20 protein-coding genes and 1 tRNA gene are annotated in these 21872 nt (G+C 39.7%); 7 read left to right on the top strand and 14 right to left on the bottom strand.

Annotation, left to right across the window (positions count from 1 at the left end; genetic code table 11):
• Positions 1 to 191: 191 nt before the first annotated feature.
• Entirely contained in the window at positions 192 to 1793 is a 1602-nt protein-coding gene (locus tag F3G98_RS10330) for an autotransporter domain-containing protein (protein WP_188116960.1), read from the bottom strand.
• A 119-nt stretch (positions 1794 to 1912) separates the two neighbouring features.
• Positions 1913 to 3868, bottom strand: coding sequence for a S6 family peptidase (locus tag F3G98_RS10325; RefSeq protein ID WP_188116959.1), 1956 nt, complete (start codon positions 3866 to 3868; stop codon positions 1913 to 1915).
• 325 nt (positions 3869 to 4193) lie between these two features.
• Here F3G98_RS10325 and F3G98_RS02500 point away from each other — a divergent pair, with 325 nt between their 5' ends.
• Genes F3G98_RS02500 through F3G98_RS10730 form a run of 5 tightly spaced genes read left to right on the top strand, consistent with a single transcriptional unit; the run spans position 4194 to position 6687 of the window.
• Complete coding sequence (locus F3G98_RS02500) at positions 4194 to 5054, top strand: substrate-binding domain-containing protein (RefSeq protein ID WP_021087798.1); 861 nt, start codon at positions 4194 to 4196, stop codon at positions 5052 to 5054.
• Positions 5047 to 5580 (top strand): 4Fe-4S binding protein, encoded by a 534-nt coding sequence (locus F3G98_RS02495; protein ID WP_223231298.1) that lies wholly within the window; start codon positions 5047 to 5049, stop codon positions 5578 to 5580. Before F3G98_RS02500 ends, F3G98_RS02495 begins: the two co-directional genes overlap by 8 nt.
• Before the next feature lie 30 nt (positions 5581 to 5610).
• A complete protein-coding gene (locus tag F3G98_RS10735; RefSeq protein WP_223231297.1) occupies positions 5611 to 5859 on the top strand; it encodes a hypothetical protein in 249 nt (82 codons plus the stop codon).
• Positions 5859 to 6560, top strand: coding sequence for a radical SAM protein (locus tag F3G98_RS02490; protein WP_223231296.1), 702 nt, complete (start codon positions 5859 to 5861; stop codon positions 6558 to 6560). Before F3G98_RS10735 ends, F3G98_RS02490 begins: the two co-directional genes overlap by 1 nt.
• Positions 6544 to 6687, top strand: a complete 144-nt coding sequence (locus F3G98_RS10730) for a hypothetical protein (RefSeq protein ID WP_223231295.1) — start codon at positions 6544 to 6546, stop codon at positions 6685 to 6687. Before F3G98_RS02490 ends, F3G98_RS10730 begins: the two co-directional genes overlap by 17 nt.
• A gap of 395 nt (positions 6688 to 7082) precedes the next feature.
• Here F3G98_RS10730 and F3G98_RS02485 read toward each other — a convergent pair whose 3' ends face one another.
• The 11 genes from F3G98_RS02485 to fliW form a co-directional block, all read right to left on the bottom strand.
• Positions 7083 to 8432: a HAMP domain-containing sensor histidine kinase gene (locus F3G98_RS02485; RefSeq protein ID WP_103599471.1), complete on the bottom strand. Its 1350-nt coding sequence runs from the start codon at positions 8430 to 8432 to the stop codon at positions 7083 to 7085.
• On the bottom strand, positions 8416 to 9075 hold the full coding sequence (locus F3G98_RS02480) for a response regulator transcription factor (protein ID WP_103599472.1): 660 nt from the start codon (positions 9073 to 9075) through the stop codon (positions 8416 to 8418). The genes F3G98_RS02485 and F3G98_RS02480 overlap by 17 nt, the downstream gene beginning before the upstream one ends.
• A gap of 32 nt (positions 9076 to 9107) precedes the next feature.
• Positions 9108 to 9761, bottom strand: a complete 654-nt coding sequence (locus F3G98_RS02475) for a hypothetical protein (RefSeq protein WP_103599473.1) — start codon at positions 9759 to 9761, stop codon at positions 9108 to 9110.
• 45 nt (positions 9762 to 9806) lie between these two features.
• Complete coding sequence (locus F3G98_RS02470) at positions 9807 to 10292, bottom strand: PepSY domain-containing protein (RefSeq protein WP_103599474.1); 486 nt, start codon at positions 10290 to 10292, stop codon at positions 9807 to 9809.
• A 271-nt stretch (positions 10293 to 10563) separates the two neighbouring features.
• A tRNA-Asn gene (locus F3G98_RS02465) sits at positions 10564 to 10638 on the bottom strand.
• A gap of 110 nt (positions 10639 to 10748) precedes the next feature.
• Positions 10749 to 11276 carry a ribosome hibernation-promoting factor, HPF/YfiA family gene (hpf, locus tag F3G98_RS02460; protein WP_004317788.1) on the bottom strand — a complete coding sequence of 176 codons (528 nt, stop codon included), beginning with the start codon at positions 11274 to 11276 and terminating at the stop codon, positions 10749 to 10751.
• A gap of 80 nt (positions 11277 to 11356) precedes the next feature.
• Entirely contained in the window at positions 11357 to 11800 is a 444-nt protein-coding gene (locus F3G98_RS02455; RefSeq protein ID WP_103608608.1) for a hypothetical protein, read from the bottom strand.
• Entirely contained in the window at positions 11800 to 12744 is a 945-nt protein-coding gene (locus F3G98_RS02450) for a prepilin-type N-terminal cleavage/methylation domain-containing protein (RefSeq protein WP_103608603.1), read from the bottom strand. The genes F3G98_RS02455 and F3G98_RS02450 overlap by 1 nt, the downstream gene beginning before the upstream one ends.
• On the bottom strand, positions 12741 to 13385 hold the full coding sequence (locus tag F3G98_RS02445; protein ID WP_087582568.1) for a prepilin-type N-terminal cleavage/methylation domain-containing protein: 645 nt from the start codon (positions 13383 to 13385) through the stop codon (positions 12741 to 12743). Before F3G98_RS02445 ends, F3G98_RS02450 begins: the two co-directional genes overlap by 4 nt.
• Positions 13379 to 17635 carry a hypothetical protein gene (locus F3G98_RS02440; protein WP_149725687.1) on the bottom strand — a complete coding sequence of 1419 codons (4257 nt, stop codon included), beginning with the start codon at positions 17633 to 17635 and terminating at the stop codon, positions 13379 to 13381. Before F3G98_RS02440 ends, F3G98_RS02445 begins: the two co-directional genes overlap by 7 nt.
• Before the next feature lie 53 nt (positions 17636 to 17688).
• Positions 17689 to 18072, bottom strand: a complete 384-nt coding sequence (gene fliW, locus F3G98_RS02435; protein ID WP_012140104.1) for a flagellar assembly protein FliW — start codon at positions 18070 to 18072, stop codon at positions 17689 to 17691.
• Between the two features lie 112 nt (positions 18073 to 18184).
• On the opposite strand from fliW, the gene F3G98_RS02430 reads away from it, so the two are divergent.
• Both F3G98_RS02430 and lon read left to right on the top strand, forming a co-directional pair.
• Positions 18185 to 18832: an outer membrane protein assembly factor BamD gene (locus tag F3G98_RS02430; RefSeq protein ID WP_103630378.1), complete on the top strand. Its 648-nt coding sequence runs from the start codon at positions 18185 to 18187 to the stop codon at positions 18830 to 18832.
• Between the two features lie 8 nt (positions 18833 to 18840).
• Entirely contained in the window at positions 18841 to 21258 is a 2418-nt protein-coding gene (gene lon, locus F3G98_RS02425; protein ID WP_149725686.1) for an endopeptidase La, read from the top strand.
• 316 nt (positions 21259 to 21574) lie between these two features.
• Here lon and F3G98_RS02420 read toward each other — a convergent pair.
• On the bottom strand, positions 21575 to 21872 hold a 298-nt coding region (locus F3G98_RS02420), incomplete at its 5' end, for a methyl-accepting chemotaxis protein (RefSeq protein ID WP_223231294.1).

The following is a 21872-nucleotide window of genomic DNA, read 5'->3' as shown; positions in this document are numbered from 1 at the left end:
ATGTATTTACTTTAGATCATAAGGCTCTATTATTTGCTGAATATTATTGATACAATAGTCCTGGTGAACCCACCACCTACTTTCAAGCTTTAAATTTCACTATTTTTCATTAGATTTCAAAATTACCAAATTTAAAACAATCTGCTTTTTAATAACGTCAAAGTGAAATTTAAATCCACTTTGACATAAATTTAAAATTTATACTCGATCTTTAAACCACCACTTATGCCGTAGTTTTTATCATTATCAAGCATGCCACTTAGCTGAGAAGAGAGAACCAAATTTTCGCTAAGTTTGGTGTCTGAGTTTAAAGTAAGCTTATAGCTTAGCTTATTATTATCAAGCTTGTAATCAACATACTCATTTGAATTATTAAGCGAAACATAAGACTTATCTTCTGAGTTATATACACTTTGTTTTACTAAAAATTGCACGCCAAATACGTTTTTATCGCTGTTTAAAGCATATTCTACTCCTGCTGCCACAGCCACATTAAAGTCATTGATGCTCTTTTGATCATATCGGTCATTTTTAAATCCATCAATGCCGTTAGCGCCAAGCTCTAATGCGAGTAGAGGCTTTATGCTTTGCTCATACTCGCCACTTTTAGAGAGTGAAATTTTATATTTATAGTAGTTGCTTGAGAGGATGCCTCTGCCTTTTGCACTAGCTTTTTGCGCCTCATCTAGGCTGCGTTTTGAGTTTATAAAGGCAAAATTTAAGTTACTTTGTATCTCGTGAGCTCCTCTTTCAAAAAGCCCATACGCACCAAAACTATAAATTTTAGCATCATCTTTTAATACATTTGAGCTAAATTTAGCTTTGCTTACCCCAGCGCTTACACCTAAGATAAACTCGTCATAACCTCTGTCATAGCCGATATTTGTGCCATAAAATTTAAGATCCCCGTCGCTTTTTTTATCTTTAAAATAAGCACCATTTACATTTGCCCAAAAGTTGTTTCTCTCCCTGCTAGCTTCTGCTGCTTCGTAAGCCATCTTCGCGCTTGGCATGATGTCACTTTCAAGTCCAGCTAGCTTAAACTGCGAGATATCAGCCTTTGCCCTTAGCTGCGTGACCTGAAATAACCTAGAGTTCATCAGCTCGTTGCTGTTTTGCAAGGCTTTTATGCTCATTTTGAGCGAAGAAGTAGAAATTTCTCTCATATCTTTGTCGGCTTTTTGCGCTAGTTTTCTTAGCGCCTCATCGTCACCGCTTGAGATTGCTTGCACAAATTCAGGCGTGCCTTTTAGCATGCTTAGGATTTTATTTTCTCTTTGGCTAAATTTAGAAACCCTCTCTTGAACCACATTGGACGAAACGGCTGGATTTTCTCCCTTTTTGTCGCTTAGCTTCATCACGATCTTGCCGTCACTTATGGTGTAGGTCATAAACAAATCCCCAAGTTTTTGCTCGTTGTTAAAGATAGCGCCCTCATTTATGATGCTTTGTGCGCTTACTAAAGTATATGTTTTATCAAGCACCATACCGCCTTTAAGCGCCGCAGTAAAATCAACATCAAATTTCATCCCAGCGCCAAGGATTAAGACCTTTTTAAAGTCAAGTACTGGCTCATTTTCACTGCCAAAGCTCTTTATCTTTAGGCTCTTTTTTATGAAGCTATCAGGCTCAAAGCCAAGCTTTTGCGCGCCACTAACCTCTAAATTTTCTACCTCAAATTTACCATCGCCTAAGAGCACATCTTTAGCCAAAGGCGTATCTTTGCCATTTATAACTAGCTCTTTTAGCTTAGTTGCACCGCCTCCTGCTTTTAGCAGACTATCGCTATCCATAACGATTTTATTGTCAAATTTAACGTCTTTAACAAGTAAATTTTTACTCTCAATATCCTGGCGATACTTTAAACCGTCATCATAGGTATTTGAGCCATCAAATTTATCTATATAGTGAGTTAGCTCCCACTTAAATTTATGACCGAGTTTTTAGCTGTGATGTCACCATTTAGCTTAGCATCTTTACCTATGGTAAGCTCTGATGATTTAAGCTTTATGCCATCTTTTGCACTAAATTTTCTCTCGTCCCAATCAGGCTGAGAGAGAGTAGATGGGCGAGCTAGATCCATATAGTCTGGCTCGATTAAACCAGCTGCGGCCATCTTGCTCTTTGCTAGGGGAGTTAAAACGCTAGCATCGCCAATGGCGTGCGTTTTTGGATGACCTTGGAGCGTAACCTTGGCATTTTCTAGGCTCAAAGCACCATCAATGTCAAATCCTCCGTCAAAAACAAGCTCCTTGCCCTGCCCGCTATGTCTTAGCTCTATATTTTTATCGATACTTGCGTGAAATATCGTATCTTTGCCACTTTCGCCGTTTATAGTAAGCGTCGCCCTTTGTGAGTTTGCATTTGTTATCTTCGCATCGCTTGAGTTGGCTGATATATTGTCAAAAGTCTGATCAAAGCCATTTAGATCAAGTGCTCCGCCGCCATTGCCAAAGAAAATTTTATCATTTAAATTTTCATTCACGCCAAGCCTTAAGAGCCCTCTGCCACTTGTTAGATAAATTTTATCAAAGGCGTTTAAAGCTCTTAGCTCAACCACGCCCTCGCCTAGCCTTAGTGGTTTGTTGCCACTTGAGCTTACTATCAAGCTGCCTTTGCCTAGCTTATGCACGCTTGTGTCTGAAGTGACGTTTAAATTTAAACTAGCGCCCCGAGCTATGTCAAAACCTGCAAATTTCGCTATCTTGCTACCATTTGTGCTATTTAGAGTAAAGTCGCCACTATTTACGACGATACCGCCATGTCCTAAGTCTAGGTTAGTGCTTAGCGTGATATTTGAGCCATTTGCACTGCTAAATATATTATCTTTGTTTTGCACTAGCGCGCTACCTAGGACATTTACGCCACTTACTAAATTTTCATACCCTTTTTTATAGTCGTTAAAATCTCTTGCAGTAACGATAGAAGCGTAGTTTTGAGTGCCATTGGCCACCGAAGTTACGCCAACCAACACCCATTTATTATTCAAAGTATCATAAGCAAAAAATCCTGAGCCACTATCGCCTATATAAAGTTTATTTCTAAAGTTGTCATTAGTAAATGGAAGCACGTAAATTCCATTTACTTCATTGCCATCTCCAAGTAGTGGAATTTTCTTTTTATATGCAACCGAGTTAATTATATTTATATTATTTAAACTTGCACCCAACGTTTGATTATTAGTGTCATCTTTATCTACTATAGTATCGTATCCACCAGTTGGATTTCCTGTGATAGGGTCGATCCTTGGTTTTTCTAAGCTAAGTAGTCCAATGCCAGCTTGATAAGCAAAAATATCATTACCATTTGCGCCACCGCTATTTTTTATCGATTTAAAATAATTTTCTATTTTTCTAACTTCAATCTCTGCTATATCTTGATCATTATAAGAAGCAGGCGAAATTTCAAGATCTGGTATATCTATAGGATCAACACTGCCTTCTACTATAAATTTAGTAGTTCTTAGATATGTCGTTTCAGTGTTATAGACTTTTGATGTTGAAGTAGATGAATATCTAGTCAGATACTCATATTTTGTATTGCCAAAAACGCCTCTTTTTTCATTGTAATCAACCGCATTAGTCCCCTTTTCAACATGCGTAGCCGTCACTACAAAACTTCGCCCAAGCGCAGTAAAGTTGCCTTTATTGTTTCTTGCGTTGTTGTTTGGGATCTTATTAAACGTAAATTTAGTGCCGTTTCTTTGCGTAAATTCCAGTGGAGCGTCTGTGGCTTTAAAGATGCCTTTATTTTGCGCAAGATCAAGGTAATCTCTATAAAAATTTGTCCCTATATCCATGACCTGAGCGTCTAAGCAGCTAAATAAAATGCTAGATAAAACAAGAGAAATGCTAAGATTATTTTTCAAGATAAACCTCCATTTTTAAGATAAATTCCATTTAAATCGCAAAAGGCATTATATACCTTTTTAAACCTTTTGACGACTAAAATCTTAATTATTCTTTAAACGATAAATTTACTTTAGCAAATTTATCCCTGTGCTTTTTAAATTTATCTCGATTTTTAAGCTAGCATTTGGCTATAATCACTCAAATTTAGATTGCGGTCGCAATTTACATTTGCATAAATTTATCTTCAACTACCATTTTTGCAAATTTCAAAAGTCAAATTTCACAAGTTTCGCGTGCCGAAAATATCAAATTTACATTTCTTAAATCCCAAAAGGAGATTTCGTGGAATTAAAACAAACTGGTATATCACGCCGTGGCTTTTTAAAAGGTGCTTTAGCCACAGCGGCTGCTGCCACGCCACAAACGATGCTGGCTGGCTTTACGCCATTTAAGTCTGACTCGCTTCAAGTTTGGTCGTGTGGAGGCCTATCTGAAGCTTTTAACGAGCTAAATGCCATTTACGAGTCAAGAACAGGGCACAACATCCAATACACCGGCGCTTTTGCTGGCGCTCTTGGCAAGTCGCTTTTAGCACTTCAAAGCACGACCGAGCTCTTTGGAGCAAGGGTTTTAGAGCTTTCTAAAAAACTTCGCAAAGCTGGTCTTAGCCTCCATTTTAGGCCTCTATGCTTTACTGACTACGTCCTAGTCGTGCCAAAAGGCAATCCAGCAGGCATTCGCGACTTAAAGGACCTTGCAGAGCCAGGAGTTAGAGTGATGCTGCCTCTTAGATCATCGCCCCCTGGCAGTGGCCCAGTCAAAGGGATCTTAAAAAACTCAAACCTAACTGATGCGGTGATGAAAAACATGGTCGCAAATGGATCATGCGTCATAAATATGATGTGCGAGCTAGTTGATGGCAAGGGCGATGCTTCGATCATCGAAAAACGCCTAACAACGCACGATAGGTTTAAGGACAAGATCGAGTATATGCCCATCGACGAAAAGCTCATCCCGCCTGGACCGCTCACTTTTACGCTAAATATAATGAAATATGTAAAAGATGAAAGGCTAGCAAATGACTTTGCAGACTTTGTTTGCGGCACTGAGGGGCAAGAAATTTTTGAAAAACACGGCTTTACCTCCATTTATTCAGCGCGTGGGCTAGAGCTTATAGAAAGGTTTGGTGTAAAAGATGTGTAGTAGCTGTAATAGCGCATACTCTAATAGCAGTGCATGCGGCAACGTAAATTTAAAAAAGAAAAGCAAAAACTCCCCCACAACAAAGATAAGACGCCTAGTGCAGCTCATCTTTATAGCAGGCATCGGTCAGTGGGCGTATTACGGCATTTTTAGATGCCCTTTTGTGGTGCCTTTTGTAAATTGCCAAAACTGCCCTATCATCACCTGTTGGGGGCGGATCACATCGCTTTTTTTTGGATTTTGGCTATTTATCCCAGCGCTTGTCATCCTCTTTGGCAGAGCATTTTGTGGCTGGGTCTGTCCAGCTGGCTTTGTCAATCAAATGCTTGGTAAATTTGCCTTTTTCAAGCTAAAAATCCGCAGCAAAAAGCTGATAATCGCTCAAATAGGCATGCTAATTGCCATAGCAATCAGTCTTTGGGTATATTTCGTCTGGGGCAATCCTCGCATGATGATACCTATAAGAACGAGCGACGAGTACCTAACTGCCGTTACTTTGTCACTTCGCTTTGGCGAATGGGAGTAGGTCACTCGCACAGCAGTCATCATCTCAGTCATGCTAGCCTCGCTAATCATAGCTAACCTTTGGTGCCGTTTCGTCTGTCCATCAGGTGGCGTGCTTGAAATTTTGCGTAAATTTTCGATCTTTCGTGTCTATAAAACAAGTGCCTGTGACGACTGCGACGCATGCTTGCGCAAGTGCGAAATGGGGACAAGACCTGATGAGATAAACTGCACAAATTGCGGAAACTGCCTCAATGTCTGCCATGCAAATGCCATTAAATTTGGAAGGAAAAAGAGCTAATGATCTTTCGCACCAAAGCTGATCTTGATAGTCACCCATGCTTTAACAAAAAGGCCTCCGCTAGCTACGGACGCGTGCATCTGCCAGTTGCCCCTCACTGCAACATCCAGTGCAACTTCTGCAACCGCATATATGACTGCGCTAATGAAAATCGCCCTGGCGTAACGGCAAAGGTGCAAACGCCAGATGAATCGGTGAAATTTCTAGAAAAGCTCTTTAAATTTAGACAAGACATCTCAGTCATCGGCATCGCTGGACCTGGCGATCCGATGTGCGACGCTGACAAGACGCTAGCGACCTTTGAAAAGTGCAAGTCCCACTTCCCAAACGCCCTACTCTGCCTCTCGACTAATGGCTTAGCGCTACCTGAGCACGTTGATGAGATCGTGCGCCTTGGCGTGAGCCACGTGACAGTAACTGTAAATGCCGTGACGCCAGATGTTGGCTCAAAGGTCTATTCGTGGGTGAGATATGAAGGTAAAAACTACTACGGCGAGGAGGCTGCTAGGATACTGCTAGCGCGTCAGGACGAGGGCATCCGCAAGCTAAAAGAGGCTGGCATGCTAGTAAAGATAAACACCGTAGTCATCCCTGGGGTCAATATAAATCACGTCCGAAGCATCTCGGCAAAGGCAAAGCAGTGGGGAGCCGACATAATGAACTGCATGGCGATGATACCGGTGCATGACACCCCTTTTTGAAAATTTAAAGTCCCCTTCAACCGATGAGATCCACCGCATAAGAAGATCAATAGCTAGCGATATAGACCAGATGACGCATTGCGGTAGGTATCGCCCTGATGCATGCGGAAAGCTTAACGAAAGATAACGATAAAAGACACTAAATTTAGTGTCTTTTTGGTTTTTGGTTTTTTGATTTTTTCTTGTGTGTCTTGTGGCTTATGGCTCTTGGTTAGATTTTGTAAAGTTATCTTAGATATCAAAGTTATAAAAGACATAGAAAAAGGCGATTTATTCGTAGTCAGAGTGTCGAAGTGGCGAAAATTTCTTTACATTACTTTGCAAAACATCTTTTTACAAACTCTTTTTAAGCGCTTTAAATGGGCCTTAAATCAGACATCTTAATGCTTTGCCCAATCTTTATCTATCTCGCAACTTTGATAGTCTTTTGCTTATTAATAGGCATCATTTTGTGTAAAATTTAAATTCGCTCTTATATTTGTTTTACTCTTGCGTAAATTTTATCTAGCAAACTGCTTAAATTTATACTTGCTTTAAATTTACAAGTTCAAATTCTGCCCAAAATTTGCTCCCAGCTCCTGCTTCACTTTTTACGCCTAGCTTTGCGCCGTGAATTTTAGCTATATTTGCAGCGATGGCAAGACCAAGACCACTGCCTCTGTTTTGGCTTTTGTTTCTTGAGCTTTCAACTTGATAAAATTTATTCCAGATTAGCTCGCTATCTTTTTTAGAGATGCCTAAGCCATCGTCTTTTACAGACAAAAGTGCATGCGTTTTTGTGAGGCATAAATTTAGCTCAACTTTGGTTGTGGCAAATTTTAGTGCGTTGCTTAAAAAGTTATCCGCCAGCCTTGATATCATCAGCTCATTGCCTAAAATTTGGGCATCTGGTGCTATATCGCAGCTAAATTTTAACCCCTTTGCACTTGCTAGCTTCTCATAGTCGGTAGCTAAATTTTGCAAGATAGAGCTTAAATTTATATCTTTTAGCTCCAAATTTCTGCCAGCTTCTAGCTTCGAGAGCTCCAAAATTTGATCTATCAGCGAGGTGATCTTTCTTGACTGCCTAGAGATGACCTCCAGCGACTCCTTGGCCTCGTCCAAATTTTGCGCATAGCTCGCAGCGTAGTCGCTCTCAGCCATGATGACAGATAGTGGTGTTCGTAGCTCGTGCGAGACGTCTGAGGTGAGCTGTTTTTCGCTTTGATAGACCTTTTCTAATGAGTCAAGCATCTGATTAAAAACGCTTGCAAGTGCGTGCAGCTCGTCTTTGCCAGCAGGCAGGTCTATACGCTTTGAAAAGTCACGGCTACTACCTATCTCAAGGGCAGTTTTAGACATCATAGCGACTGGCTTCATCGCGTTTTTTATCGTTTTATAGCCACCGTAAAGCACAAAGATAAACAAAACCGGCACAAAAACGCCAAGCGCTAGTAAAAATAGCCCCTCTTTTTTAAAAAAATTCTCCGCATTTATCACGCCTCTGACCCAGACCTCTTTGCCTTTAGCTGCGATATCGTAGTAGTAAAAGCGGTTTTCGCCGTTTTCAAAAAGGCGCACTGCACCACTGTTCATTTTAAGTGAAATTTGAAAGTGTTTTGGTGCTAAACCACCTATCACATCGCCTTTTACGTTATATTTTATAAAAAATATCCCATCATCGTATGGCTCAAACTCATCCATATCATTGGCGATCTTGGTGACTGATTTGGCTAGCTTTTTTTGGCTCACATCCTCAAAAATCTCATCCGCCACGACCGCAGAGATGGCAATAAGAGCCGCTACGATAACGATGATAAAAAACGAGTACCAAAGCGTTACGCGCGCCGTTATCGGTATGTTTGCGAGAGCTTGTTTAATCCTTAACAACATAGCCAAGCCCTCTTTTAGTCTGGATCACCTCGCACTCGCCAAGCTTTTTTCTTATGTTTTTTATAAGCACGTCGATGACGTTTGAGCCGCCCGTGTAGTCAAAGTCCCAGACGTGCTCTTTGATCTGGTCGCGAGTTAGAATTCTGCCCTTATTTAGCATCAAAAACTCTAAAATTTCATACTCTTTGCCAGTTAGCTCGATCTGCTCGCCGCTAAATTCGACTGACTTTTTAGAAAGGTCGATCTTTAGCTCGCCTGCGTAAATTTCACTAGCCACATTGCCGCTGTTTCGGCGAATGAGCGTACGCACCCTAGCTAGTAGCTCCTTAAAGTCAAATGGCTTGACCAAGTAGTCATCCGCGCCCGCGTCAAGCCCCTTTACAACGTCATCCACATCGTCTTTTGCCGTTAGTATCAGCACAGGGGTCGCTAGCTTTGCGGTGCGCGATCTTTGCAAAAATGTAAGTCCGTCCATCACCGGCATCATAAGATCAAGCACGATGAGATCGTAGTGCGCGACGGCGGTAAAGTCCATCGCCTCCTCGCCGTTAAACGCGCTATCGACGCTATATCCGTTTTTCTTTAGGTGCCTTGTAATGACGCTATTTAGGTCCATTTCGTCCTCGACGACTAAAATTTTCATCCCTGCCTCACTTGGTTTTGCCAGCTATTTTATCAAATTTGGCTTTTTATTTTTAGATTTAAAATTTCGCCATTTGCTGCGCCTATCTTAAAATCATACAAAAAGCCATTAAATTTAGCCCTTGCGTCATAAAAATACTCCGCCCCAAGCGTGCCAAAACTTTGTTTTTTAGCTAGATAGATCGGCTCAATTTCCACCTCGTTTGGCTCTACTTTTAGGCGCTCTGTGACGATCTCTTTGACTTTTTCTGGCAAGATGCAAGCCACTCTTTCAAATTTAGCCTGCTCTTCATTTATCTTTGATAGCTCCGCCCTTTGCGCCTCGTCTTTTAGGCAGTTTGTAACGTTTGATAGCCACACACCAGCCTTGCCAGTGTAGATAAGCGCACCAGCTACACCTTGAAGTGAAAGCTCGAGCGCATTTTTAAAGAAATTTTGAGCTTTGCATTTTGGAGCTGCTTGGCTTAAATTTTTTGCGCTACTGTTTGCCTCGCTTGAATTTTTATCTAAATTTTCAGGCATTTGCTCGCTCTTTCTTAAATTTTCGTAACTATTTTTATTAGTACCAGCCTCGGCTTTTTTACTTAAATTCTCTCTCGCGCTTTGGCTAAAATTTTCGTTCAAATTTTTCTCTAAACCCTGCTTGCTAACGTTATCGTTTAAATTTTGCTCTAAATTTTCACTCATCTTTTTCACCTTTATAAAAATTTAACGCCCAAAAAGGGCGCTAGATCACTTTGTATAGTTGCCGATTATCTCGCCAGTTTGAGCGTTTATGATCACCTTTTTCTCGCTCCTGTCGCGCTTAAGCTCTACTTTGTATATCCAAGCACCATTTTTATTATCAAGCTCTGCCTCATCAAGGCTCCAACCAGCCTCGAGCGCTTGAGCTTTAGCTACAGCATCGTCGATGCTAAGAGTAAATTTTGAAAAATCTACTGCTTCGATCGGCAAGATATGTTTTTTATTTTTATTCTCTACTTTTACGATCTGGCCGCTGTTAGCATCGATCTTGATATCTTGTTTGACGCCGTCTTTAAAAGACTCTATCTTATAAAATGTCACGCCCTTTTTGACGTTCATCTCGATATCTTTGACGCTTGAGCCTGGGAAGTTTTTCTCAGCTATGTTTAAAGCCTCTTTTGACGTGATGGCTGCTTGCAAACTTGTTGCTCCTAAAATTGCTGCTAAAACTGCTGCACCTAGTACCTTTTTCATTTTTAATCCTTTTATTTTTGATTTCCAACTTTCGTTTGGATGAGCGCATTATAAAAGCCTAAAATGAAGCTAGGATGAATGAAGGAAAATTTATTTTAACTTCGACTAAGGCCTAACATATAATCATATTTTGACAGCAAATTAGAACGATATAATTTCAAACAACAAATAAAGCCGAGGGGAAGTAAAGGAAAAAATATAAAAACCAAGAAACTTAAAGTTCTTGAAACATCGTTAAAATTGGAATTTGAAAAGAATATATAAAAAGAAATGGCTCCGGATGCTGGGTTCGAACCAGCGACCAAGTGATTAACAGTCACCTACTCTACCGCTGAGCTAATCCGGAACACTTAAAAGAAGTCGTATTATAGTTAGCAATCATTTAAAAATAGCTTAAATAACTAAAGAATAGAGAATTTATATTAAAAATCAGCTAGGGGCAAAGCGCCCCTAGTTTTAGTATAGACCGAAAGTTCCGTCTGTTCTTTTGTAGATGACGCGCATTTTGGCATCAACATCGTTAAATACATAAAATTGTTTATCGCTTGATTTTAGTTTATCAAGTGCCTCTTCTACCTCAAGAGGTTTGTAAATTTCAAGCTCCATAGGTACGATCTCTTCGACACCTTCGATCTTTTCTTCGCCTATTCTCGAGCGAAATTCTTTATCATCAGCCTTGCCTTTTACGGTAAATTTCTTATCGTGCTCTCTTCTTAAAACTTTTGAAGCCTTTTCGATAGCAAGATCGATCGCCGCATAGAGATCTTTATCTTTTTGGCGGACGACTATCGTGTCTTTGTGAGCCATATTTAGAGAAAATTCTGCATTAAAGCCCTTTTTACCTTGCTTTTCATCCGCTCCCACTACGCATCTTGCTGAGATGATGTCAAGGTTGTACTTGCCAAGGGTGTCAAAAGCGTCTTGGATGTAGTTTTTGATAGGCTCTGTTAGCTCAAATTGTTTTCCTACAATGCTTATGTTCATCGCAATCTCCTTTATAGAAAGTAAGATGATTATAACACGACGAAACTAAAAGCAAATTAAAGTAAAATCTTTATAAAATTTTAAAGTTTCTGAAGAGTTCGTTTGTGAAAATTTATAGGATTTGAGGCTTTTCCTGGTTTTGAGCTGACAAAGACATCAAGCATTATCGTGCCTTGATTTACTCCAGTAGCAGCCACTGCGTCACCGGAGCAAATGCCCATATCGCCAAAGTATTTTACATATACTTTAAAGGTAAAAAGCTCGCCAAATTCGCCCTTTATTGGTTTGTCATCACTTGCTTCTTTGCTCTCATTTCCAAGACAAGTGACGCTAAAGTCATTGCTTATGATAGCTAACATGGCGTACTCAGTCGCAGCGCGGGCTACTAGCTCACTTTGCTCTCTTAGATAAATTTCGCTATTTTGCTTAACTGAAGTGCTAGCGATCGAAAGAGCCAGCATACAAATAGAGCTTGCGATCACTACAAAAAATATCGCCGCAATGAGTGTAAAACCTCGCCTCATCAATAAACCGCCTTTGACTTACAGATGGTTATCTCTGAGTTTTTTGCCCTCATGCAAAGTTTTAGCACGATGACGCCATTTTTTTCAGTAAAGACAAACCTCGTAACGTTTTTAGCAAGGGTTGCTTTTTCGCCATTTTGTTTATATTTTTCTCCCATCCATGGACGATAGTCGTAGTATAAATTTAGATCAAAGACACCGTTATTTTTGTCTGCTTGGCTCTGGCTCTGCTCTGGCACTATGGCGTTTGCTGTGTAGGCTAGATGATACTGCTCTGAAATTTGCTTGCCACCAAAACCCGAAATTTCTAGCGTATTGCCATTTAACCCACTTTGACCGCCTTTTACACCAACTTTTGCTATGTCTAAATTTGTAATATCACCCTTATATCCAAAAGAATCTTGTACATTGTAATAAACATCAGAAAATATCGCTACAACGCCACCATCCTTTTTTGTAAAATCCACACAAGTGGCATTTCTTGTGTCATCTTTGCAAGTTAGATCTTTTATGGTCTCTACAACTCCAGTTGTAAAATTACTTCCAGGACTTATCAGACCAGTTGCTGGTGAGCTCTTAGCAAGATCCGCATAGCCACTATATCTGCCTGCTTTATTACCAGAAGGCACATCGTTAAAAATTTCATACGCATAGGGGATAAATTCTAAAATTTCATACTTAGCATCTAAATTTACCCCGCTATCATTTAGCGCCAAAAAAGCTCCATCAGTTTTTCTAGCGATCACGCTTGGCTTTATGCGGTGCTCTAGCCTCTTTGAAATTTGCTCCAGTGCGATCTCCGTTTGCGTCTCGAGCTCATTTACTGTCCTTGTTTGAAAGTAGTTTGAGTAGATGTTCATTATGGCATTAAAGCTCATCATAGCGATGATACCAAGTACAACGATGACGACTACAAGCTCAAGAAGTGTAAAGGCTCTTTTCATTTCCACGCTTTCGTATTTAGCGAGCCGCCCTCACCTAGGTTAAAAGCGTAGGCTCTTAGCACTGATGTCGTCTCTTGTTTTGTGTCATTTTTGTATGAAGTTGCAGTTACACTTATCTCTTTTACATCACTGTTGTCTAGCCCTAAATTTGGCTTAAACCAGCCCTTACCCTCGCTAACACTTACCTCATAGTCTGAACCAACTATGTAGTCTCTGTTTTGATTTGTTGTGTTTAAATTTTTATTTCTTGTTTTGTAATAATCCACAGACCTCACTGCCGTATCAGGTACTAGATCTGATGAGTTTGTATAGGCAAAAACTCTATGCCCGTCGCCTGTTATTTTATTTATCTTATAAAATTCGTTTCTTTGATCACCTGGCTTTAAGATGATAGGAAAAAAGTAAGCCGTCTCAGCGCTACTGCCGCCGATGTTTGTTGAGACCTTGATGACCTTGTCGCTAAAAGGAGCTTTTAAGATAAGCCCCATGTAGGTCTTAGCATTCATCAAGCTCTCTTGCGTAACCGCCTTTTGATTTAGCTCAGATGTGGTCTTTAGTACAAGCGGTATCGACGTGCTGATGATCGCCACAACGACTATCGAGAGGATAAGCTCTATAAGAGAAAAGCCTCTTTTTACCAAGAAATTCTCCTATTTGTCTTATCGCTTAGATCGTTAAAGTTGTTTTCGCCGCCTATGACATTTCCTACGTCACCTTTACTAGAGCCATTTTTTAGGGTCTTGCCAGCCCAGTCGCCATTTGGCACGAGAAATCTCACTGTGAAATCATTTGTCGCCGCATCTTTATCAAATTCATTATATATGAGCCAGTTTTTCGTATGCATCTTGGCTATATCTGTAACTGCTCGGTCATTTTTCACATAAATGTAGCTGATGCCGTCACTAAGTGCCGTCTCTTTGGCTGCATCTCGCGTAGTGTGATTTGAAAAGGTGTAACTATCGACATTGCCATAACTAGCATCGTGAAGAGGATTTACATACCATGAGTGCGTACCTGCAAACTCCTCCCAGCGAGCGCCTGATCCAGGTTTTTGCAACATAAATTTACTCTCGTCGCAACCATTGCAATACACTCCGTAGTAAATTTTTGCCTTAAAGCCAGTGTTTGGCCCCTCATAGTAAGGTGCGTATGTCCTAGCGTAGTAAAATTTTGCCGATGTTTTTGTGGTTGGCTTTTTGTAGTTGTCTCCCTTTGTTTTATTTCTACTACTTTGATCCTCAGCTAAGCTTTCAAAAGTGAATATATCACTTGTCACCTCAAAAGGATTTTTGGCTACATTTTTTTCGCGCGTGAAGTTAAATTTTAGACTTACATCAGCATAGCCGTCACTTCCAAATGCCTCTTTCTTAACACTATAAGCTCCATCATGTGGAGATAAATTTACCTTTTTTACAAGTGCGGCAGGATTGCTATCATCAAAAAATATTATTTCACTATTTAGCTTGTCTACCCCAGCAGCATCACTACTTAACTTTGAGCCACTATTATCAGTATATTCAGCTATGATCTCTCCTGCTTTTATTTTAAATGTTGTATTGTTTGCATAGCAACCATTTTGATAAAGAAGTGCTGGATTGTCGTTAAAAAGCCTTGCTCTTACTTTAAAACTTAAAGTTGGAGATGGGGCTTCTTTTTCGTTTGCAATATAACTAACACCACCCCCTAATATCTTAAAGTCGCTTACCTCGAGATCCTTTGGCGCAAAATTAAATTTATGCTGATTAAAATTTATATCACAACCAAATTTGCCGTCCCCGTCCTCTTCATTATAACTCTTGCCAAGTGCGCAGTCACTATCTTGCTGTGTTGCTTTTTGATCTACCTTTGTATAGCTAGCATCTCTTACGTAAAAGTACGCTTCACCTATATCAGAAAAAGAAAATCCACTATCATCATCGCTTGTAGATCCAAGCTTACTTATAATCCCTATGGCTTTATCAGGATCATTAAAACTTACTTGAAGCTGATCGCTACTTCCATCACTTATAGCTGTTGGCAAGACGCAATCACTTGTGCCTTTTTTTACTGAAGCAAGTAGTACTTTGTCAGTTGTGCTATCAGCTTTTAAGGTGTTTGTATAGCCGTTTGCCAAACCACCATTTGCGTCATAAGCTCCAAGAGTGATCTCACTGTAGCTTTTGCCACCTATTAAAGTTTTGTCCGTATAGGCTGAATTTGTAATCGCATCATAAAGACCAAATGTCGCTGGCCTTACTGCAAAACTATCAAAAGCAGCACATTTTTCATCGGTTAAATTTGTGATTTTATTTTGATAACTAAGCTTTACATGTAAGTCAGGATATGGTCTTGGCACTGTCACTCTTCTTGTGATAGTGTGGGTTGAAGTAGTAAAGTGCAAAGTCTCAGCTGGTATGACTGATTTATCAGAACTACAATCAGTCACTAGCTTTAATGTCACATCAGTATTTGAGTCAGGCGCCTTTAGAGTACCATCAGTCTTTTTGTAGTTTGAGATAGTGATATCAAAAGGCTTATTTGCTATCTTTGTATAAAGCTTGTTTTTAAAATTCCCACTTGGATCATTTGCTTGACTTCTTGGATAAAAGTCATTTTCCTCTTCATTAACGATCTTTAAGTCGTAATTCGTTGGCACGCACTCTTTAATCCTGCCATTATATTTTAACCCTATAGCAGCATTTTCAAATTCAGCCTCATATTTTGTCTTTTTATATTCTGAATTTAGTACCCCAACAAATTTTAATCTTGCAAAGTTTCCTGAATTATGTATAAGTGTTCCACCAGTTCCTGCACTTGCACCTTGGCCTATTACGTATTTTAAAACTGTACTATTAGCTCCATTGGTTACACTTACTCTGCCGTCAGTATCATTAAATGTTTGACAATCAGTTCTTGTTATACTATCAGCATCCACTAGCAAACAGCTTGAGTCTTTTTTGTAATCAATAAATTTATGGTCAAAATTTATCTTTAAATAAGCTTTTTTTGCGTCTTCATTACCCTTATTTTGTACAGTTACTATGGTTTTTAACTTATCTCCAGTTTTTGCTGTTTTTGCCTTACCTTCATTCTCTTTGGCACTGGCTCCTTTTATGGCAACATTCACCCAATCATTTTTAACCTTGTCCCATACTTGTAGTATTTCACTATAACAAACCTCAGGATCATATAGTGCAGTAGAAAAAGCAACCATACCGATATTTAATCTATCGCCTTGAGTATTTCCAGATATATTTGAAGCGGTTGCTTCAAACTGCATATCAACTCTGCTTTGTTTATTTGACATAAAATTTGATATATCAAAGAGATCTAGATCCATTTGGCTATTAAATTTTTTATCAACATTAGCCAGATAGCCAAACCTTGTGATAGAAGAGTTAAATTGATTATGTCTTGGGTTACCTACCGAGTTTGGATCAGATGGATTAGCCCCAGAAGTGAGGCTTTGAAAAGTTCCATCATTCTTCTTTATCATCACATCTTCGCCTGTTATCTCCTTACGTCCACCAAAGCCCATAAAAGCAAGACTTGAATTTACAGTGCCTGCAGTCGGAGTATAAAAGTCATCAAATGTTAAATTTAGTTTTGTATTTTGTGTAGTTTGAGTTGATGTTGTCTTTTTTCTTTTAACAAGGGGTGAGATATCTGACATGCCGCTATAGATGTTTACAGCTTTTGGTTTGATCTTGCCTTCATCCTCTTCACCAAAGTCATAAACTATAACCAAACTCCAGCCGCCATACTGTGAGACAACGTAGCTAATGCTCCAGTCACCATCAGCGTACAAAGCTGTACCATGAGCCACCTTTGCATCTTGCTCTTGTGCATCTATCGTGACTTTATAGCTTCTTGGAGTAGTCTTTTTGATAGTTGCTGCTATACCACCAACTGCAAATGTCCTACCCGCATCACTCTTACCAAGACTAGCCTTAACTAGATCAGTCACATCAGCGCTTGCCTGATAAGTAAAGTACATACCACTTCTTATACCAACGGTTGATTTTGCAGCATTGCCCTTATCATCAGGGTGAAGTGGTATAGTATATTTAGCATCACAACCGCCAGTATCATCAGGGTTGTTTGGATCTTTGCAGTATTTATAATATGTATCGCGTGTTACGGCATTTGGATTATAAGGCGTAAAAGAGCTATCCCATTTTACATCTTCTTCTTTAGCCTTTACAAGATGCACTAAGCCATCAGGGGTTTTAAATTTAACACTAGTATAGCCAAAGATATTTTCATACATAGCATTTAGCAGTCCTTTATCTTTTTGCCACTCATCATAAACTGCTCCACCCCAGTAAAGTCTGGCGTATTTAATCTTTGTCTTATCTATATTTTTTCGTTCATATTCACTTTTATCTTCAAATTTAAAAGTTGCGCGAGATGAATTTGGAAATTTACTAGTGCCAAGACCTGGCTCTTCGTTAACATATCTTTTTTCTATTATTTGAGAAGTGTTTGCATTAGGATCATCTGTTGTGCCACTTAGCGATGGTTCAAACTTAAAGCCATTTACTCTTGGCACGATGGCGCTAGCACCGATAACATCCATGTCGCCGATAACCCTTATAAATTTATCTCTTTTTTTCATTTGGTTGCTATCGTTTAAATTTTTATAGTAACTCACATCCCTATATCCACTTAGGATTAATACTCTACCATTTACTACATTTGGAGTTTCTGGATAAACAGCTCCAGTATCCTGACTAGCGCCTACACAGTGTCTAATGTTGTCATAGTCGATCCTGCAAACAATGCCTGCACCACAAGCTGCTTGTTCAGCAGTAGTACAAGCTCTAACGGTGCTTGGCAATTCTAGATCATCAGGATCAACATCACCAAAAACATAGATAAAAGAAAATAGGAATAAAAAAAGAATTTTCAAATTACAATCTCCTTAATGTAATTAGAGCTAAGAGCTCTAAACGTCCTTGTTTGTTATTTTTGTATGAAATTTTCTATCATTTCAGCTTGTCCGTATTGTGGATATTTTGTAACGTCAAGCACTACTTGAGATAAGGTCATATTGTCCATATTGCAAACGATAGGAGCTACGAAATTCACTGTTGATTTCTCAAGCGGAAGGGCAACTACGATGATGTTATAAATTCTAAGTTGTGAGCTCTCTTTGATATCCATAAGCTCTTCATAGTAGCTTGGGATGTCAAATTCATAACTTCTTAACGCGAAAGGATTTATCATTGTAAAAGATGTTTCATCATCTTTGCTCGCTAGCTTAACAAAAAATTTATCGAGCTCAATAAGTTCCATCGTCTTGATATGCTCGAAGCCTAAAATAGGGCTTTTAACACTAAAAATCATACTAACTCCTGTTTTGTAAAATTGCCTTATTTTAGCATAGTTTTAAAAAATTTATACAAAAATAATGCCAAAAAATGTAAAATAAGCGAATTTAAAATTTTTAAGGAAAAGCATGAAAAAATTTTCTAAATTTCTAGCAGTCGTAGCTCTTTTAGGGCTTTTTAGTGGTTGTGCTGAAAAATACACCGAACTTTACAATCTAACTCCAGACGAGTGGTACGCTCAGGTCATCGCTGACATAAAAGATGGCGATCTGGAGTCAGCTGATAAACACTATGTTTCAATGGCTAGTGAGCACGTTGCAAGCCCACTTTTGGAGCAAATTTTACTCATCCTTGCCCAAGCTCACGCAAATGACGAAGAGTATCTAATGGCAAATCACTATCTTGACGAGTACATCAAAAGATATGGCGACAACGGCCCAAAAACAGAATTTGCCCAGTACCTAAAGATAAAAGCAAATTTTGACTCATTTACCCAGCCAAACCGCAACCAAAAGCTCATGGAAGATAGCGTAACTGAGATCGAGAAATTTCTTTATATGTATCCAAACACCGAGTATAAGCCACTTATCGAGACTATGCTTATCAAATTTAAATTAGCGCTTTACTTCTTAGATATGCAAATAGCAGATCTTTACAAGAGAACTGGCCGTGACGTTTCAGCTAAAATTTACGAGCAAAAGCTAGAAGAGTCGCCATTTAGAAGCTCTGATCTTATCAAACCTGACGTGGCATGGTATAGAAAACTGTTTGAATAGGAGAAATTTTGCAAATAAACGAAAACAAAAGCTTGCCAACCGAAATTCCTATCATCGTTGAAGACGAGCTATTTTTATATCCATTTATGATAACGCCGCTTTTTTTAAGCGACGAAGAAAATTTAAAAGCGCTTGAGCTTGCCATACAAGGAGAGACGCCGATCCTTGTCGTGCCTACAAAGCCCCAGCAAGACGGCGCTAGAGACTTTGACGGCATCTATGACGCAGGCGTGATCGGCACAATAATGCGCCGTGTGCCTCTACCTGACGGACGCGTAAAAGTGCTATTTCAGGGCATCGACAAAGGTAAAATTTTAAAACAATCAGGCATAAATCCGCTCCGTGGTATCGTCGATATGCTCCACGTCAAGCGCCCATCACAGGTCAAAACTGACGCTCTCATCGTAGTTTTAAGAGAAAAAGTAAGAGAGCTTTCGCAGTTTAGCCACTTTTTCCCGCCTGATCTTTTAAAAACGATCGAAGAGAGTGCTGAGGCGATCAGAGTTTGCGACCTAGTTTCAAGCGCGCTTCGTCTAAAAAAACAGATCGCTTATAGCTTTTTTGTCGAAGAAAATTTAGAGCAGCGCCTACTAAAGCTCATCGACTACGTCATCGAAGAGATCGAGGCAAACAAGCTTCAAAAAGAGATCAAAAATAAGGTCCACTCAAAGATCGATAAGACAAACAAAGAGTACTTTTTAAAAGAGCAGCTAAAGCAAATTCAAGCTGAGCTTGGAGCAGATACGAGCCGAGAAGAGGAGCTTGAAGAGTACCGCAAAAAGCTTGACGCGAAGAAGAAATTTATGGCTGAGGACGCCTATAAAGAGATCAAAAAACAAATAGATAAGCTCTCTCGCATGCACCCAGACTCAGCCGACGCAAATACTTTGCAAAGCTATCTTGATTGGGTACTTGAGATACCATTTGAAAATGTAGCTAAGAAAAAATCATCTATCGCTGAAGTGAGCAAGCACCTAAATGCCGATCACTACAGTCTTGAAAAGCCAAAAGAGCGTATAGAGGAGTATTTTGCCTTGCGTGAGCTTTTAGAGCTTAGAGGCGTTGGCGAAAAGGTAAATAATGGCGCCATTTTATGCTTTGCAGGCCCTCCAGGTGTGGGTAAAACCAGTCTTGCAAACTCGATCGCAAAGGCGCTAAAGCGTGAGCTAGTTAGGATCGCACTTGGCGGACTTGAAGACGTGAACGAGCTAAGAGGCCACCGCCGCACCTATATAGGCGCTATGCCAGGCCGTATCGTGCAAGGGCTCATAGAAGCCAAGCAGATGAATCCAGTGGTTGTTTTAGACGAGATCGACAAGGTTGGCAGAAGCTACAGAGGCGATCCGACCGCTGTTTTACTTGAGATTTTAGACCCAGAGCAAAATAATAAATTTAGAGACTACTACCTAAATTTCAACATCGATCTTAGTAAGATCATCTTCATCGCCACAGCAAATGACGTGAGCATGATACCAGCCGCACTTCGCGATAGGATGGAGTTTATCGAGCTTAGCTCATACACCCCACAAGAGAAATTTGAGATCGCTAAAAAATATCTCTTGCCTCAAGAGCTTAAAAAGCACGGGCTAAAACCAAGTGACGTGAGCATCAGCAAAGAGGCACTTGAGCTAATCATCAGCGACTACACAAGAGAGAGTGGCGTGCGAAATTTACGCCGCAGGATCGCTGATATACTAAGAAAAGTCGCTAAAAATATCCTCACCAAAAAGAATGAAGGTAAGATCAGCGTCACGGCTAAAAATTTAAAAGAGTTTTTAGAAAAAAAGGTCTATGAGATCGAGCCAGCGGATAAAAAAGATCAGATCGGCCTAGTAAATGGCCTAGCGTGGACTAGTGTCGGTGGCGACGTGCTAAGGATCGAGGCTATCAGGATCCAAGGCAAAGGCAATATGCAGATCACCGGCCAGCTAGGCGACGTGATGAAAGAGAGCGCTCAGATCGCATTTAGCGTCGTAAAAGTGCTGATAGATAACAAAAAACTAAAAGTGCCGATGGCTATCGTGCCAAAATTTGATGATGACAAGCACAAGCTGGAAGCCAGCGACGTTTATAGACGCTACGATCTTCACTTGCACGTGCCAGAAGGTGCTGTGCCAAAAGATGGTCCAAGCGCTGGTATCACGATGGCAACTGCGATCGCATCAATACTAACTGACACAAAGGTCAAGCACGATATCGCAATGACTGGCGAGATCACGCTAACTGGCAGAGTTTTACCTATCGGAGGACTAAAAGAGAAGCTCATCGCCGCTCACAAAGCTGGCATCAAAACAGCTCTGATACCTCGTAAAAACTACGACCGTGACCTTGTCGATATCCCAGCAGAAGTAAAAGCTGACATGAAAATCATCGCCGTAGATACGATCGATGATGTGCTAAAAAACGCTCTTGTAGCTAAAAAATAATCCCTACTCTAGTCCCATTTTGTCTCACTTGGGACTAGAGGAATTTATAAATTTTGACGATCCTAAAATCCAAAAAAACCATATAGTGCATAGAAGTAATTAATAAATTCAACAATATAACGCGGAAATTTCTAGTAAATTTTAAAATTTAATGAGCGAGTAATTTTAGTAGTCAATTCTTGCGAGTGAATGAAATTTTAAAATTTGCTTGAAGTTTTTTATGCGTTAAATTTAATTATCTAGTCTAAATTTACATAGCCCTCTAATGTTTTAGAGAGCTATGCTTTGTATTTAATTGTAGTTGCTTTGGTTGTTGTTAAAACCTCTTCTTCCTAACATCCTCAACTATAGCTTTAGCCATCTCATCTACTTCTGATGTGACTTCATTTGCTTGGTTTGCAATTACCACATTCTCTTTTGTTAAGTGATCTATTTGAGCAACTGATTGATTTATCATATTTATGCCTTCACTTTGCTCTTTGATTGATTCACTCATCTCATTTATTGATTGAGCTAGGACATTTGTATTTGCTTCTATCTCTCCTAGAGATTTTTGAGTTCTTTCTGCTAGTTTTCTTACTTCATCAGCAACAACAGCAAATCCTCTACCATGT

Source organism: Campylobacter concisus (assembly GCF_902460895.1).
Classification (GTDB): Bacteria; Campylobacterota; Campylobacteria; order Campylobacterales; family Campylobacteraceae; genus Campylobacter_A; species Campylobacter_A concisus_BC.
This window is presented reverse-complemented; position numbering and strand designations above follow the sequence as displayed.